At 69.4% G+C, this 15,346-nt stretch carries 11 protein-coding genes and 1 tRNA gene; 8 read left to right on the plus strand and 4 right to left on the minus strand.

Annotation, left to right across the window (positions count from 1 at the left end; all coding sequences use genetic code 11):
• From ASG59_RS09315 to ASG59_RS09330, 4 genes are all read left to right on the plus strand, one after another.
• Entirely contained in the window at positions 1-1,032 is a 1,032-nt protein-coding gene (locus tag ASG59_RS09315; RefSeq protein WP_055888249.1) for a hypothetical protein, read from the plus strand.
• Between the two features lie 144 nt (positions 1,033-1,176).
• Complete coding sequence (gene dksA, locus ASG59_RS09320; protein WP_055888248.1) at positions 1,177-1,596, plus strand: RNA polymerase-binding protein DksA; 420 nt, start codon at positions 1,177-1,179, stop codon at positions 1,594-1,596.
• A 115-nt stretch (positions 1,597-1,711) separates the two neighbouring features.
• On the plus strand, positions 1,712-2,110 hold the full coding sequence (locus ASG59_RS09325) for a hypothetical protein (RefSeq protein WP_244475681.1): 399 nt from the start codon (positions 1,712-1,714) through the stop codon (positions 2,108-2,110).
• A 197-nt stretch (positions 2,111-2,307) separates the two neighbouring features.
• Positions 2,308-5,733 (plus strand): hypothetical protein, encoded by a 3,426-nt coding sequence (locus ASG59_RS09330; protein ID WP_056408493.1) that lies wholly within the window; start codon positions 2,308-2,310, stop codon positions 5,731-5,733.
• Positions 5,734-5,845: 112 nt separating this feature from the next.
• Here the strand turns inward: ASG59_RS09330 and ASG59_RS09335 are convergent, their stop codons facing one another.
• A complete protein-coding gene (locus ASG59_RS09335) occupies positions 5,846-7,348 on the minus strand; it encodes a phosphomannomutase/phosphoglucomutase (protein ID WP_055888245.1) in 1,503 nt (500 codons plus the stop codon).
• Between the two features lie 161 nt (positions 7,349-7,509).
• The gene (locus ASG59_RS09340) at positions 7,510-8,541 is read right to left on the minus strand and encodes an ABC transporter permease (protein ID WP_338011783.1); all 1,032 of its coding nucleotides are present in this window, start codon (positions 8,539-8,541) and stop codon (positions 7,510-7,512) included.
• On the opposite strand from ASG59_RS09340, the gene htpG reads away from it, so the two are divergent.
• From htpG to ASG59_RS09360, 4 genes are all read left to right on the plus strand, one after another.
• A complete protein-coding gene (gene htpG, locus ASG59_RS09345; protein WP_055888242.1) occupies positions 8,473-10,302 on the plus strand; it encodes a molecular chaperone HtpG in 1,830 nt (609 codons plus the stop codon). The two genes, ASG59_RS09340 and htpG, sit on opposite strands and share 69 nt — an antisense overlap.
• Positions 10,303-10,363: 61 nt before the next feature.
• Positions 10,364-11,419: a glycosyltransferase gene (locus ASG59_RS09350; RefSeq protein ID WP_056408496.1), complete on the plus strand. Its 1,056-nt coding sequence runs from the start codon at positions 10,364-10,366 to the stop codon at positions 11,417-11,419.
• A gap of 100 nt (positions 11,420-11,519) precedes the next feature.
• Positions 11,520-11,609, plus strand: a tRNA-Ser gene (locus tag ASG59_RS09355).
• 100 nt (positions 11,610-11,709) lie between these two features.
• Positions 11,710-13,215: a site-specific integrase gene (locus tag ASG59_RS09360; protein ID WP_056408498.1), complete on the plus strand. Its 1,506-nt coding sequence runs from the start codon at positions 11,710-11,712 to the stop codon at positions 13,213-13,215.
• 248 nt (positions 13,216-13,463) lie between these two features.
• Here ASG59_RS09360 and ASG59_RS19850 read toward each other — a convergent pair whose 3' ends face one another.
• Both ASG59_RS19850 and ASG59_RS09365 read right to left on the minus strand, forming a co-directional pair.
• A complete protein-coding gene (locus tag ASG59_RS19850) occupies positions 13,464-13,934 on the minus strand; it encodes a very short patch repair endonuclease (protein WP_082528704.1) in 471 nt (156 codons plus the stop codon).
• Positions 13,935-13,948: 14 nt separating this feature from the next.
• Positions 13,949-15,091 (minus strand): DUF1998 domain-containing protein, encoded by a 1,143-nt coding sequence (locus ASG59_RS09365; protein ID WP_156399195.1) that lies wholly within the window; start codon positions 15,089-15,091, stop codon positions 13,949-13,951.
• Positions 15,092-15,346 lie beyond the last annotated feature (255 nt).

Below are 15,346 nucleotides of genomic sequence, written 5' to 3' on the forward strand. Positions count from 1 at the left end.
ATGGCGGTGACGTGGCGCGCCTTCGCGGGATGGTTCGGCGGCGCCGCCGCCGCGATCCTGTCCGGCTACCTGCTCCTCGCCTTCCTGGTCGATCCCTACGACAGCGGCCGTTCGCCGGTCTCCACGGGGGTCGGCGTGCGCCCGCAGGGGCCGCGCACGGCCGTGGCGAGCCGCGGGCGCGACACCGCCTTCGCCGGGGCGGTGATCGGCAACTCTCACATCCAGCTCGTCTCGCCCGAGCGCTTGGGCGAGGCCACCGGCATCCCGTTCGTCCAGCTCTCGGTGCCGGCGACGAGCCCGGCCGAGCAGTTCGCGATTCTCGCCTGGTACCTGCGCCACCACCCGCAACCGGAGGCGATCGTCATCGCGCCCGACGAGTACTGGTGCACCGACGACCCGGCCCTGCCCAACCCGAAGTCGTTCCCGTTCTGGCTCCTGTCCGACTCCGCCACGGCCTACCTGCGCGGGCTCCTGCGGTTCTCGGTGGCGCAGGAGGTGGTCAACCGCCTCGGCCGCGCGCTGGCGCGCGATCCGGCCCGCGCGCCGCCGGACGGCTGGTCGGACTACGAGCCCGAGTACCTCGGGCTCGCCGCGGGCGATGCCCGGCAGGCCGCGGCGCAGGCGGCCCAGCGCGATACCCCCGCCCCGCAGACCCCCGACCCCGGCCGGGCCGGGCCGGGCTTCCCGGCCGCCGAGCGTTTCGCGCATCTGGCCGGCGGCCTGCCCGCGAGGACCGCCCTCGTCGTGGTGTTCCCGCCGATCGCGCCCGCCGCCCTGGCGCGGCCCGGCACCGCCCGCCATGCGGCGGAGGCGGCCTGCAAGGCGGCGATCGCGGCGGCGGCCCGCGTCCACCCCCGCACAGCCGTCCTCGACTGGCGCCGGCCCCGGCCGGACCTCGACGATCCGTCCCAGTTCTTCGACGCCGGGCACTACCGCCACCCGGTGGCGCGACGCCTCGCCGATGCCGTGGGCGCGGAAATCCGCCGTTTGGTCGCCCGCAAGGAGGGTGGCGGCCCCCCGGCACAGCCGTGACGGGTTTGCCGCAGGAGGCGTCTCATCGGCCCTGACGGGGAGGTTGAGACAAAGCAGTGCGTTGTGGTGGAGGCAGGGCTCCATTATAGGCTCGCGAAACATCGCCGCAGACCGGCCGCGACGGGTTGGCGAAGGGTTGTCAGGATGGCGAAAGTCACGATCGAGGACGGTTACGTACCCACCGAAGCCGAGCCGTTCATGAACGACCGGCAACGGGAATATTTTCGTCGCAAGCTGCTCGGGTGGAAAAGCGAGATCCTGCGCGAGGCACAGGACACGCTGGTCGCCCTCCAGAGCGAGAACGAGAACCACCCCGACCTCGCCGACCGCGCCTCCTCTGAGACGGACAGGGCGATCGAGCTGAGGGCGCGCGACCGCCAGCGCAAGCTCACCGGCAAGATCGACTCGGCGCTGTCGCGCCTCGAAGACGGCACCTACGGCTATTGCGAGGAAACGGGCGAGCCGATCTCCCTCAAGCGTCTCGACGCCAGGCCCATCGCCACGCTGTCCCTCGAAGCCCAGGAGCGTCACGAGCGCCGGGAGCGGGTCTACCGCGACGATTGAACCGGACCCGTCCCGTGGATCGGTGCGGGTGGGGCTGGAACGCGAGACCTGCGGCGGACTATGTGCATGGCCAGCCACAAGGACCCGCATACGGGTCCGGCCAGGAGGACACGCCATGACGCTCAGCCCGATCCGCCTCGGCGGCTTTCTCGCCATCGCCCTCCTCGGGCCGGCCTCGGCGCAGCCCGTGGCTCCGCCAGCCGAGGGGTCCGCGGCCCAGCAACTCGACCTGCCCAAGCTCGATCCCAAGCGCAACAACGCGGTCCGGCTCGCGGGACTGGTCGGGTTCGTCAACGAATCCTGTCCCGACCTGAAGCCCGATCACGAGCGGTTCAAGCAGGTGCTGTCCCGCCTCGGCGTCGATCCGGCCGACCTCGAAGGCAACGAACTGCGCCTGCACGCGATGTCCTACATCGAGGCCTATCGGAAGGACGTGCCGGCCAATTGCGCCCGCGCCGTGCAGAACTTCGGCGAAGCCGGCACCACCGTTCCCGGCCTGATCGGCAAGCGCTGAGGCCGGCGCCGGCGGCGCTTTCGGCGGGTCCGTTCACCGTGTCGACGTCGTCTGGCCGGGCGACGCGATTTCGAGACGCCGCCGGATGTCGGCGTTAGGCGCCCGTTAGCCTCGATCGGGGAGAGTCCCTTCCAGAGTGTGGCGTAAGGCGGCGTGTCTCCGGTGGGGGCCGTCGCCATCGGGTTTGGCGTTCAGCGATGGGTCTCGGTGCCGGTATCGCGACAGGACGGGGGCGGCTTTGCGCCGTTGTCCTCCTCGCGATTCTCGCCGCCTTCTCGCGGGGGGGGGATGCCGAGGCCGCCAAGCTCCTGGCGGTGAAGGGCCAGCAGGCCGACCGCTACGGCCGGATCGTCCTCACCTTCGACAGCCAGGTCGCCGTGAAGGCCACCGTCTCCGGCTCCGTGATGGTGGTGCGCTTCGGGGAGGCGAGCCCGTCGGGCCCCGAGCGCATCGCCGCCGAGATGCCGGATTACGTGACGGCGGTGCGTCGCGACCCCGACGGGACCGGCATGCGCATCGCCCTGCAGCGCCCGTTCCGCCTCAACGTCCAGAGCGCGGGCGAGCAGGTGTTCATCGATCTTCTCACCGAGGCCTGGTCGGGCCTGCCGCCGCCGCTGCCGCCCGAGACGGTGGCCGAGCTGTTCCGACGCACCAAGGCCGCCGAAGCGGCCCTGCGCGCCGCCATGCCCCCGCCCGAGCCGCGGCGCCTCGTCCTCGAACTGTCCCATCTGCCCACGGTCACCCGCCTCAGCCTGCGCCTGCCGCCGGAGGCTGCGCCGCGTTTCGAGCGCATCGGCGAGGCTGAAACCCGCCTGTCGATCCCCGGGGCCTGGCGCATCGACGATGTCGCCGCGCGGGGCCGCACCAAGCCTGCCATCGAGGCGCTGGCGGTGGAGACCGACGTGACCGGCGCCCGCCTCCGGGTGACCCCGGCCGCCGGCTGGAGCGTGCGCACCGACCGCGACGAGGACGGCGTCACCCTCGACGTCGTGCGCACCGATCCGTCGGAGCCGGCCAAGTCCATCGCGATCGCCAATCCCCTCGTCACGGCCAAGGCCGCCGCCCAGGCTCCCTCGCCCGCCGCCCAGGCTCCCTCGCCCGCCGCCCAGGCTCCCTCGCCCGCGGCCCAGGCTCCCTCGCCCGCCGCGGTCGGCGCCGGGGCCCAGCCGCCCGCACAGAAACCCGCCGACGAGATGCGCCCCGTGCCGGCGCCGAGCCCCGTGGCGGTGGTGCGGCCCGATGGCCCCGGCCTCGCCTTTCCCTTCAAGCGGCTGCCCCCGGCCGCGCTGTTCGAGCGGGCCGGGATCGCGACCTTGGTGTTCGAGACGGCCGAGCCGGTGCCAGCGCCCGCGACGGAGCCGCCGTTCGTGAGCGTCGGCCCTCCCCTGCGCACGGCCGGCGTCGTCGCCTTGCGCTTTTCCGTCCCCCGAGATCGCCTCCTCGACCTCGTCCCGATGGGGAGCCCCGAGGCGCCCACCGGCTGGGAACTGGTGGCGGGGGAGAACCTGTCGGCCAGCGAGAACCTCCAGGTCACGCGAAGATCCGAATCCGGCGGACGACTCGCCGTCGCCGTCAACCTGCCCCGCCCCGGCAGCGCCACCTGGCTCGACCTCGACGGCGAGCGGGTCGCCGTGGTCACCGGCCACGGGCCGAGACCCGCCAGCATCCCCAAGCGCCAGCTGTTCGTGGACTTCGAGATCCTGCAGAGCCGCCAGGGCGTCTCCGTCCTCGCCCAGGCGGACGATCTCCTGGTGCGCCCCGACATCGACGGCGTCGCCATCGCCAGGGAGTCCGGCATGGCCGTTTCCGGGGTGGCGCGGACACTCGATCCGGTCCTGGCCGCGGTCAACGACCTGGCGGTGGAGCGCGGGCCGTGGGAGGCCTCGCGCAGCGCGGGCGTCAGGGACCTCCTCGTCGAGCAGTCGCAGGCCGCCGCCGGCGCCGCCAGGCCCGTCCGCGGGCCCTTGCGCCTCGTCCTCGCCAAGACCCTTCTCGCCAACCGCTTCGATCTCGAGGCCCTGGGCGTCCTCGGCGCGGCGGCGGCCGAGGACCCGGTGATCGCCGGGCAGCGCGACGTCGCGATCCTCACCGGCATCGCCCTGGCGCGGACCGATCGCGCCGCCGAGGCGCGGCGCATCTTCGGGGCCGAGGCGTTCAAGCGCGATCCCGAGGCGCGGCTCTGGTCCGCCTTCCTCGACGCCAAGGCGGGCCGCTGGAAGGAGGCCGATGCCGGTTTCCGGGCCACCGCCGACGTCCTCGATCGCTATCCCGACGACCTCCAGGCGCAGTTGCGCGCCGGCGCGGCCGAGGCCGCCGTGGAGACCGGCGACTGGGAGACCGCCTCGCGCCAGCTCACCACCGCCGCGGCGCGGGCGGCGGACCGCCTGATCCAGGACCGGATCGTGCTGCTGCGCGCCCGCGTCGACGAGGTCACCGGCCAGACCGCCGCCGCCTTCTCCGCCTACGAGCGGCTGGTGGACGCGGCCGTCGAGCCCGTCGCCGCCGAGGCGACCCTGCGCGCCGCCGTCCTCGGCCAGGCGCTGGGCAAGATGCCGACGCCCGAGGCCATCGAGCGCCTGGAGCGGCTGCTCCTGACCTGGCGCGGCGGCGACGTCCAGTTCCAGACCATCGCGACCCTGAGCCAGCTCTACAGCCAGGCCCGCCAGTGGCGCCAAGCCTTCCTGGCCGCCCGCCGGGCCGAAGCGCTCGTGCCGGATTCTCCCCTCGCCCGCACCCTGCACGCCTCGGCCCAGGCGCTGTTCGACGACCTCTTCCTCGGCGAGCGGGCCTCCCTCGTCTCGGGGGTGGAGGCTCTGGCCCTGTATTTCGACTTCAAGGAGTTCGCCCCCATCGGCCGGCGCGGCGACGAGATCGTGCGCCGCCTCGCCGACCGGCTGGTTCAGCTCGACCTGCTCGATTCCGCGGGCGAACTGCTGCAGCACCAGGTCGACCATCGCCTGACCGGTGCGGCCCGCGCCGGCGTGGCCGCGCGCCTCGCTTCGATCCGGATCATGGACGAGAAGCCCCTCCTCGCCCTCAAGGTCATCGACGCCACCTACGCGCCCGAGCTGCCCGAGGACCTGCGCCGCGCCAGGGCGCTCCTGCGCGCCCGCGCCCTCTCCGACCTGTCGCGGACCGACCTCGCCCTCGAGACCATCGAAGGCGAGACAGGGCCCGACGCCTCGCGCCTGCGCGCCGACATCCTGTGGAGCGGGCGGCGCTGGCGCGAGGCCGGCGAGGCGCACGAGGCCCTGGTCGGCGAGGCCTGGCGCGCGCGCACGCCTTTGGAGGACGCCATGCGCGCCGACGTGATCCGCGCCGCCGTCGCCTACGGCCTGGCCGGGGAGACCCTGGGGATCGAGCGCCTGCGCGCCAAGTTCGCCGGTGCGATGGCCGAGAGCGCCGACGCCCGCACCTTCGCGCTGCTCACCCAGCCGAACGCCGTGCGGAGCCAGGGCTTCCGCGAGGTGGCGCAGAAGGCCACCAGCGCCGAGACCCTCAAGGCCTTCCTCAAGGAATACCGCAAGCGCTACCCCGACACTGCGGTCCCGCCGCGCGGCCAGCGCGACGGCGAGACCCGCGCCGCGGTCCAGGGCGAGGCCCCCGCGGTGCCGCCCGGTTGAGCCAAGCAGGTTTCGCAAAAGTGTTCACCGGTTTTGCGTCGAAAACCTGCGACAGACCAAAGACCTCGGCAGGGTGAAGCGTTGGCCTGCCAACTCGAACCTTCTGAGCTGCTCAGATCGTCTGGTTGTAGGCGCCCACCTGCGGGTTCTCGCGCAGCACCGCGTCCACCGCCTGGAACATGGCGTGCAGGCGCTCCTTCGAGGCGGGGCTCTCGATCACCACCACCAGTTCCGGCTTGTTCGAGGAGGCCCGCACCAGGCCCCAGGTTCCGTCCTCGGTGGTGATGCGCACCCCGTTGACGGTGACGAGCTCGGTGATCCGCGAGCCGGCGATCGGCTCGCCGGCGTCCTTCATCGCGCGGAAACGTTCGGTGACGCGCTCGACGACACCGTACTTGGCCTCGTCGTCGCAATGGGGCGACATCGTCGGCGACCCCCAGGTCTTGGGCAGCGCCCGGTAAAGGTCGGCCATCGAGCGGTCGGGATTGCGGTCGAGCATCTCGATCACCGCGATGGCGGTGAGGAGACCGTCGTCGTAGCCCCGCCCGATCGGCTCGTTGAAGAAGAAGTGGCCGGATTTCTCGAACCCCGCCAGGGCACCCAATTCGTTGACCCGGCGCTTGATGTAGGAATGGCCGGTCTTCCAGTAATCCGTCTTGACGGCCAGCGCCTGGAGCTCGGGGTCGGTGAGGTAGAGGCCGGTCGATTTCACGTCGACCACGAAGGTGGCGCCGGGGTGGAGCTTGCCGAGGTCGCGCGCCAGCATCACCCCGATCTTGTCGGCGAAGATCTCCTCGCCCTCGTCGTCGACCACGCCGCAGCGATCGCCGTCCCCGTCGAAGCCGAGGCCGACGTCGGCACCGGTCTCCTTCACCTTGGCGGCGATGGCATGGAGCATCTCCATGTCTTCCGGGTTCGGGTTGTAGCGCGGGAAGGTATAGTCGGGCTCGACGTCGAGGGGGATCACCTCGACGCCCAAGGCCTCCAGCAGTTTCGGAGCGAAGGCCCCCGCCGTGCCGTTGCCGCAGGCCGCCACCACCTTGAGCTTGCGCGAGATCGGCTTGGCGCGCGCCTGGAGGTCGGCGAGATAGCTGCGCGCGAAGCCCTCCACGAACTCGTAGGCGCCCCCGTCGCGGTACCGATAGGTGCCGCCCAGCACGATCTCCTTCAGGCGCCCCATCTCCTCCGGGCCGAAGGTCATCGGGCGGTTGGCGCCCATCTTCACGCCGGTCCAGCCGTTGTCGTTGTGCGAAGCCGTCACCATCGCGACACAGGGGCAATCGAGGGCGAACTGCCCGAAGTACGCCATCGGCGACAGGGCGAGGCCGATGTCCTTCACGCGCAGACCGGCAGCCTGCATGCCGGCGATGAGGGCGAGCTTGATCGAGGAGGAATACGCCCGGAAATCGTGGCCGGTGACGATGTCGGGCCGCACGCCCATCTCGTGGACCAGCGTCCCGATCCCGAGACCGAGGGCCTGGACCCCCATCAGGTTGATCTCTTCGGGGAACAGCCACCGCGCGTCGTACTCGCGAAAGCCGGTCGGCTTCACCAGGGGCAGCTGCTCGAAGGCGAAGGTGTTGGGCGTCAGCGCAGCGGACGGTTTGGGAAACATCGCAATGGCCCTCTGGCTCGTCTCTGTCGTCGATCGCCACTCACGGACGGGGCCCTACAGGAACCGTCCCGTGAGGGAAAGGACGGTCGGACCCCGCGGTAGCGCCGGCCGGGGCCGCGCCTCGCGACCCGCGGGGGGATCGGCCGGCCGCGTCGAACCACCTATCTCTTGCGAACCACGAATCGCTCGAGCATGAGGCCGAGCGTCAGCGACACGCACACCCAAAGAACCATATACGTGTAATCCACGCTGAAGCCGATGTTCGGCTCATACGCCAATCGCATCCACTCGATGATCTGTACGAGCGGGTTGTATTTCATGATGGCGTATATTTTTTCCGGCAAAAGGCTGGGGAGGAAGAAGACTCCGCTGGTCGCGTACATGATGATGCTGAACAGGACGTAGCCCATCGCCCAGGCGGGGAAGAACGACACGATGCCGACGTTGATCGTGCCGATGCCGATGCCGAGCATGATCGCCATGGTGTAGGCCTGGACGGCGACGAACGGATCGGCCGGCCGCGGATCGTATCCGAGCGCGATCAGGATCGCGAAAACAATGAGAAGGCCCAAGAATCCCGTCACGATCTCGACGACGATACGGGCGAACAGGACATCGATCAGCTTGACCTGGGGGTAATAGGTCAACGGCTTGTTCATCATGACCGACTTCATGACCTCGCGCGAGATGTACTGGAACATCAGGCAGGGTACCGCACCGGACGCGATGAACATCGTGACCGGAAGGCTCATCGGCGAGGGCATGTGACGGAACGTATAGATCGCCACCAGCATGAAGATGTGGACCACCGGCCACAGCACCACGATGAAATAGCCGAAATGCGAGCCGCCGAACCGGGTGCGCATGTCGCGCAGCATCAGGGCGCGCATGACGTGGAGGTAGACCTCGCGGTTGCTGCGCCGGGCGCCGCCGATCGTGCTGTCGGGAACCATGGGGCCTTTTTGTCCGGGGGGCGGCTCGTACCCGTTGCGGTGGCTCACGAAGGCGACCGAAATGTGATGCCCGCCCGGCGGGCGACCCCGGTCCAGGCGCTGCGGCATTGAATTCGCCCGGCCACGTTGGCATATCGCGCCCGACCCTGAGGGTGGTGAGGAGACCGAATTTTGAATGAGAGCGTGGAGCGGCACGAATTCGGTGCCGAAGTCGGGCGGTTGTTGGATCTCGTCGTCCACGCCCTGTATTCCGATCGCGAGATCTTCCTGCGCGAACTGGTGGCCAATGCCGCCGATGCCATGGATCGCCGCCGCTTCGAGGCCCTGACCGATTCGGCGTCCGCGCTTCCGGCCGATGCCAAGATCAGGATCGTCCCCGACAAGGACGGGCGGACCCTGACGATCTCGGACGCGGGTCTCGGCATGTCGAAGCTGGATCTGACGCAGAATCTCGGCACCATCGCCCGCTCCGGAACCCGCGCCTTCAGCCAGTCCCTGGCGCAGGCCCCGGCCGAGGACAAGCCCAGCCTGATCGGCCAGTTCGGCGTCGGCTTCTACTCGGCGTTCATGGTCGCCGATCGGGTGAGCGTGACCTCCCGGCGCGTGGGCGCCGACGAGGCCTGGACCTGGGCGTCCGAGGGCCAGGGCAGCTTCACCCTCGAGGCCTCCACCCGCTCCGAGCCGGGCACCGACATCGTGCTGCATCTCAAGGCCGATGCCGACGAATACCTCGAAAGCTACCGGCTCGACCACGTCGTGCGCAAATGGGCCGACCACATCACCGTGCCGATCGCCATCGTCAGCGAGGGCAAGGAGGAGGCGGCCAACCAGGGCACGGCCCTGTGGCGCAAACCGAAATCGGAGGTCAGCGAAGAGCAGTACGCCGAGTTCTATCGGCACGTCGGCTTCAACTTCGATGCGCCTTGGGCGACGCTGCACTGGCGGGCCGAAGGCGCGATGGAGTTCGCCGCCCTGCTCTTCGTGCCCGGCATGAAGCCGTTCCAGGCGGTGGAGGGCGAGCGCGCCAGCAAGGTGCGCCTGCATGTGCGCCGGATGTTCATCACCGACGAAGCCGAACTGCTCCCGAGCTGGCTGCGCTTCGTGCAGGGTGTCGTCGACACGGAGGACCTGCCCCTCAACGTTTCCCGCGAGATGCTTCAGGCGACCCCGGTGCTCGCCAAGATCCGCCGGGCCGTCACCGGCAAGGTCCTGTCCGAGCTGACGAGCCGGTCCAAGGATGCCGAGGGCTATGCCGGCTTCTGGGAGAACTTCGGCCCGGTCCTCAAGGAGGGCATCTACGAGGACCAGGAACGCCGGGACGAGATCGCGCCGCTGCTGCGGTTTCGCTCCTCGGCGATGGAGGGTTGGACCTCCCTGACCGACTACGTCGCACGCATGAAGGACGGGCAGGAGGCGATCTACTATCTGGTCGCCGACGACGCCGATGCCCTGGCGAACTCGCCTCAGCTCGAGGGGTTTCGCGCCCGCGGGGTCGAGGTGCTGCTGCTGTCGGACCACGTCGATGCGTTCTGGCCGGAATCCCTCGGTCGCTTCGCGGACAAGCCGCTGCAATCCGTCACGAAGGGGACGATCGACCTCGCGGCCTTTGCCGGTGCAGAGGCGCAGGAGAGCGTCGGTTCGGTCGAGGGACTGGTGGCGGCCCTCAAGCAAAGCCTGGGCGCTGATGTGTCGGACGTGCGCGCCACGGACCGGCTCGTCGAAAGCGCGGTCGTGCTCTCGGCGTCGGGGACGGGGCCGGACCTGCAGATGCAGCGGTTGCTGCGCCGGGCCGGTCGCGGTGCCGGCGGGCTGCCGGTGCTCGAGATCAACCCGCGCCACCCTCTGATCCGGACGCTCGCCGAACGGATCGCGGGCGGCGGCGAGGTGGGAGAGGCCGCCGGCACGCTCCTCGATCTCGCCCGGATCCAGGACGGCGACACCCCGCGCGATCCGGTGGCCTTCGCCCGACGGGTCGCGGCTGCCCTCGCCGCCGACCGGTGAATTGCCGGGCGCGGCGCCTCGCGGTTCGGCCCGGCCGCCGACGGGCGTCGGTGGCTGGCCGATGAAGGTGCTGGTGCCGACCGTCTACGACACCCGGGGCGGATCGACCCGGGTGTTGCTGGCGAGCGCGGCGGCGTTGCGCGCCGAGCATCGGGTGGTGGTCCGGGCGCCCCTCGCCGAAGCGGACGATCCGGCCCCTGCCCTGTTCCCGAGCCGGCCCCTCGTCGGTCTGTGGCGCAAGCTCGCCGTGCTGCCGCGGCTCGGCGGTCTCGTCCTGCGCGAGGCCGGGGCCCTGCGGCGTCTCCGGCCGGACCTGGTCCACGTCCACGACGAACCCTCCCTCTACGTCTACGGCCTCGCCGCCCGGCTGGTGCGCCCGCGCCCCCGGATCCTCTGGCATCTCCACCTCGACCCCTCGCGCGGGAGGCTGGCGGCCCTTCGGGGGCGTCTCGCAGACGCCTGCATCACCATCTCCTCCCACATCTGCGCGCCGACGGGACTGCCGGCGAGCCTGATCCGCAACCCCCTCACGCTCCCCGACGCGATACCGGAGGCGGCGCACGATCCCTTGTCCTCCATGGCCGTGGTCGGAGCGATCTACCCGCAGAAGGGGCAGGATCTCGCGATCCACGCTCTGGCGGCCCTGAGGCGGCACCCGGCGGGCGGGGGCGCCCGTCTGACCCTGATCGGGCCGGAACTCGATGCCGCCTATGCGGCGCGCCTCCGGGCGACGATCCAGGCGCTCGGATTGACCGCCGCTGTGGACTTCGCCGGCCCCCGCGCGCCCGCCCGCGCCTTCGAGGGTGTCGGGCTCGCCCTGTTCCCTTCCCGGTCCGAGATCCAGCCCCTGGCGCTGGCCGAAGCCCTCGCCCGCGGACTCCCGGTCGTGGCGTCCGACATCCCGGCCCACCGCGTCATGATTGCGGAAACCGGCGGAGACCCCCGCGGCCTCTGCCGGGAGGATGCCGAGGCGATGGCCTCGGCGCTTCTGGATGCGGCTTCGGCGGCACCGCCCGCCGGGCTCGCTCAGCGCGTCCGGGACCTCTATTCCCCCCACACCTTCGCGACGGACCTCCTCGCCCTCTACCGCACGATCGCCCCTCGGGCCCGGTCGTGACGGCTCTCCGGGCCGGCGTCACGCGCGACCCGTCTTTTTGCGACTTGTGAGGCAAAGACCCTTCGTGCTAGGCACCGCCGGTCTCAGAGAGACACCTCGCGGAGAGGTGGCGGAGTGGTCGATCGCACCGCACTCGAAATGCGGCATGCCTGCAAGGGCATCGGGGGTTCGAATCCCCCCCTCTCCGCCAATTAGCCTGAAAAGCCTTATTTTTCAGACGCCCCCAAGGGAAACAGCGACTTCGCGGCCGTCCGGTGGTACACACGGGTGGTACACGCGTGGTTCTCGCAATGTCACGTCCCTGGCCCCATCCGAAGACCGGCGTCTTCTGGTTCCGCAAGCGGGTCCCGAAGGACCTGCTGGCGCTCGTCGGCAAGCGGGAGGAGAAGGCCAGCCTCGGAACGAAGGAGGTTGGCGAGGCCAAGCGCCGCCACGCTGCGCACGCGGCGCTGGTGGAGGCCCGCTGGGCGAATCTGCGGTCCGGCGTACAGCAACTGAACATGCTTGAGGTCCATGCCATCGCGGGCGAGTTCTACGAGGACCTCGTCCCCAAGTTCCGAAGTGGCCAGTTTTCCCCCGTCTTCAACCTGCTCGCGACCGGGGTCATCGAGCGCTACATCGCCGATACCGGTTCGAAGCAGCGCACCGAGTTCATGCGCTTCTACGGGGCCGAGATCGACGGCCACCTCGCCCGCAAGGGGTTGCTCGTGCACCCCGAGTCGCGCGGCGCACTGGATTACGCGATCGCCAAGGCGATCCTCCAGGCCGTCGAGCAGAGCCTGAACTATCTGGATGGGGACTTCAGCCCGGACCCGATGGCCGGGCGCTTTCCAAAGATCCCGTCCAAGCCGGCGGCGTTCGTCCTGCCGCTGGAGGAGTGGTTCGCGAAGTACGCCGAGGAATCGAAGCTCGCGGCCTCCACCCGGAAGCGCTGGCGGCCGGCCCTGGCCACGCTGGAAGCGTCCATCGGCCACGACGACCTCGCCCGCATCACACCGGACGACATCTCGGATTGGGTCGATACGCTCACGACGAAGGGGCGCAGCAACAAGACCATTCGCGACGTCTACCTCGCCTCGGCAAAGGCGCTTTTCGGCTGGCTCAAGGGCAAGCGGAAGGTCACGATCAACCCCTGCGCTGACGTGCGGGTGAAGGTCGTCGAGGCGAAGGTGTTGCGCGACCGCGACTTCACCGAGGCCGAAGCGTCGAAGATCCTTGCGTCAGCCCTCGCACCCCATGGCGGGCGCCTTAGTCCTGAGCACGCGGCGGCCCGCCGGTGGGTCCCGTGGCTCTGCGCCTACTCCGGTGCCCGTGTCGGCGAGATCACTCAGTTGCGCCGCAAGGACGTGCTTGAGCAGGGCGGTGTGCCGTATCTCCGCATCACCCCGGAGGCGGGCACGGTGAAGACGGGGCAGTTCCGGGACGTTCCGATCCACCAGCACCTGATCGAGATGGGGTTCCTCGACTATGTCGCAACGCGGACGGGTCCCCTGTTTTTTGACCCGGCGCGCGGACGCGGCGGCTCGGCTGCCAACCCAATGTCGAAGAAAGTCGGCGAGCGGCTGGCGGCGTGGGTCCGCAAGCTTGGGATCGACGACGTCGGCGTCGATCCCAACCACGGCTGGCGGCACAGCTTCAAGACGCGCGGCCGCGCGTGCGGGATGCGGGAGTCGGTCCTGGACGCCATCCAAGGGCACGCTCCTCGAACGGAGGGCGGGAAGTACGGGGGGTACACTCTCGAAACCAAGGCTTCCGAAATGAGGCTGCTCCCGCGCTATGCCGTCACTTTAGCTTGAACGGGGAGGTAAGGGCTGAGCCGAGGCTCACAAACCGACTATCCATTTACCCCCTAACCCAACCCTACCGAGTGCTACCAACGAAGGCCTTGATCGTTCAGCCACTCGGCGTCGTGTTTCTGGGCTCGAATAACGAAGGACCCAGGGTGGACGGCTTTCAGCCCAACGGCAAGGTCGGCGGCTCAGCGTGAGCGGGTCGCCCTTGCCTCAGGGCGCATCCGCGCCCCAGCTGCTGAGAGGGGTGAGGATCACCGAGAGACGCTGGTCGGCGGTGGATATTCGCCGGTCGGGTCCCCCCCGTCGAGCCAACGTACGACGTAGTCTGCGCATGCGCCCGGATCCGCCTTACCCTTCAGCCCGCACTCCCAGATGGTCGCGACACGCCAACCGTCCGCCAGAAGCGCCTCGACCGCCCTACGGTCCCTGGCTTCATTCGCCTGGAACTTGGAGTTCCAGAACTCCTCATTCGATTTCGGGGTCGTAGTCTTCGGGCAGCCGTGACGGTGCCAGAAGCACCCGTGAACGAAGATGCATGCCCGGCGACGACGAAACACGACATCCGGCCGCCCAGGCAGCTCTTTCGCTTGAAGGCGATACCGAAGGCCACGCGCGTGCAGGGCTTTTCGCAGGGCAAGTTCCGGTCCCGTGTCCTTTTGCCGGACGCTCCGCATGATTGCGGAGCGCTTCGTGACGTCGACCCTATCCATTCCTCGATCCATCCTTGGGGGCCGCCTCAGCCCTCCTCTCGATTGCGTGCGGTTTCCAGAGCGGAGACGGGGCGCCGGCTGGCGTCGAATGTATCCACGTAATGCAGCTCAGCGCCGGCCACCTCGCGCCGGACGCTCCACAACGCGCCCTTGGCTCCCTCGGTCTCGTCAAGTCGCCAGAACGGATGGACCATCACGTAGAACCTGTCTCCCCGATCCGTGCGTTCGACGATGCCGGGCAGGCGATCGCGCCCCAATTCGATCGGCCTACGTCCATCGGTGTTCAGGTTGCAGAGGTCGTCACGCACGTTCGCAGCCAACCGCGGCCAGTCGGCCAGTTCGATCTGCGGCTCCCATTTTCCGTCGAGCCCGGAGCGGTAGGTCGGTTCGACCAGGGCACGTAGGAACCCGAGACCCAGCCGCCAGTCGAGCAATCCGTGATACTGGCGGTTCCCGTATCTCTGCATGCATCGGTAACATGCCTGCGCGCAGTTCCTGCGGTGATCGTCGTCGCGGAAGTTCCTGACGATCGGATCGTCCACCGTGTCGAGCATCGACCGGATCAGGCGAACCACGGTCGGGGTTTCGTCCGTCTCCGTCTCCGCGAGGCGCCTGCAGAATCCCGCCCCGTTCACGAGATTGTCGGCGATCTGGATCATGGGAAGGCCGTTCCGGACGCGTGGCTCCAAGGCCTCGAACTCGTCCGGATCGATGTCCAGCTCCAGGGAGGCGCGTTGCAGCACGAGCTGGGTCGCGCTGATGGCAGCCGAGCGGATCGCCGCCCGATTGGGCGTCCTACCAAGCGCGCCGAGCCGAAGCCCGCTTGGGATGGTACGAAGTTCGAGGTAGAGCGCCTCGGTCGGCTTCGTGGAAAGCAGTCTGATCCCCCGTTCCGGATCCTCGTCCGCCTCAGTCCACCGGTCGCTCTTCGACGAGACGTCCTTGAGCACGAACTGGTTGTCGAGCGGAGGCCCCCTCAACCCCATGCCCCGAGGTGTGTACAGCGACTTCTGCCGTGCCCTTTGGACGGAAAATCCTCCCTCCGGATTGGCGGCGTCGGGCGGTGGTCCGTCGTTCATCCGAATTACGACGGCGCCGGACCCGGCATGGATCGACAGGTTGGTCGCCTCGACCGCTTGTACGTCGACGTCGCGGATCTCGGCGGCCACGACGCGGCGGGCCGGTGCCGCGACGTCCGTATCGTCTCTCGGCTCCTCGGCTTGGAACGAGGTCCTGAAGCCGGAAGGCACATAGTAGGCCCTGGCGTTCTCGGGGGCGACGTCGGTCCCGCAATCGGTACAACTGAACGGAGCGTTCGGACGTAGCTTGTCAAACAGCGTTGAACATTGACCCTGGATCGGCGTCGAACTTTGACCCCCCGGATGGGTATGGCGGGGCGCCCCTGATCAGCCCGGCGAAGCGGG

This window comes from Methylobacterium sp. Leaf466 (assembly GCF_001425565.1).
GTDB lineage: Bacteria > Pseudomonadota > Alphaproteobacteria > Rhizobiales > Beijerinckiaceae > Methylobacterium.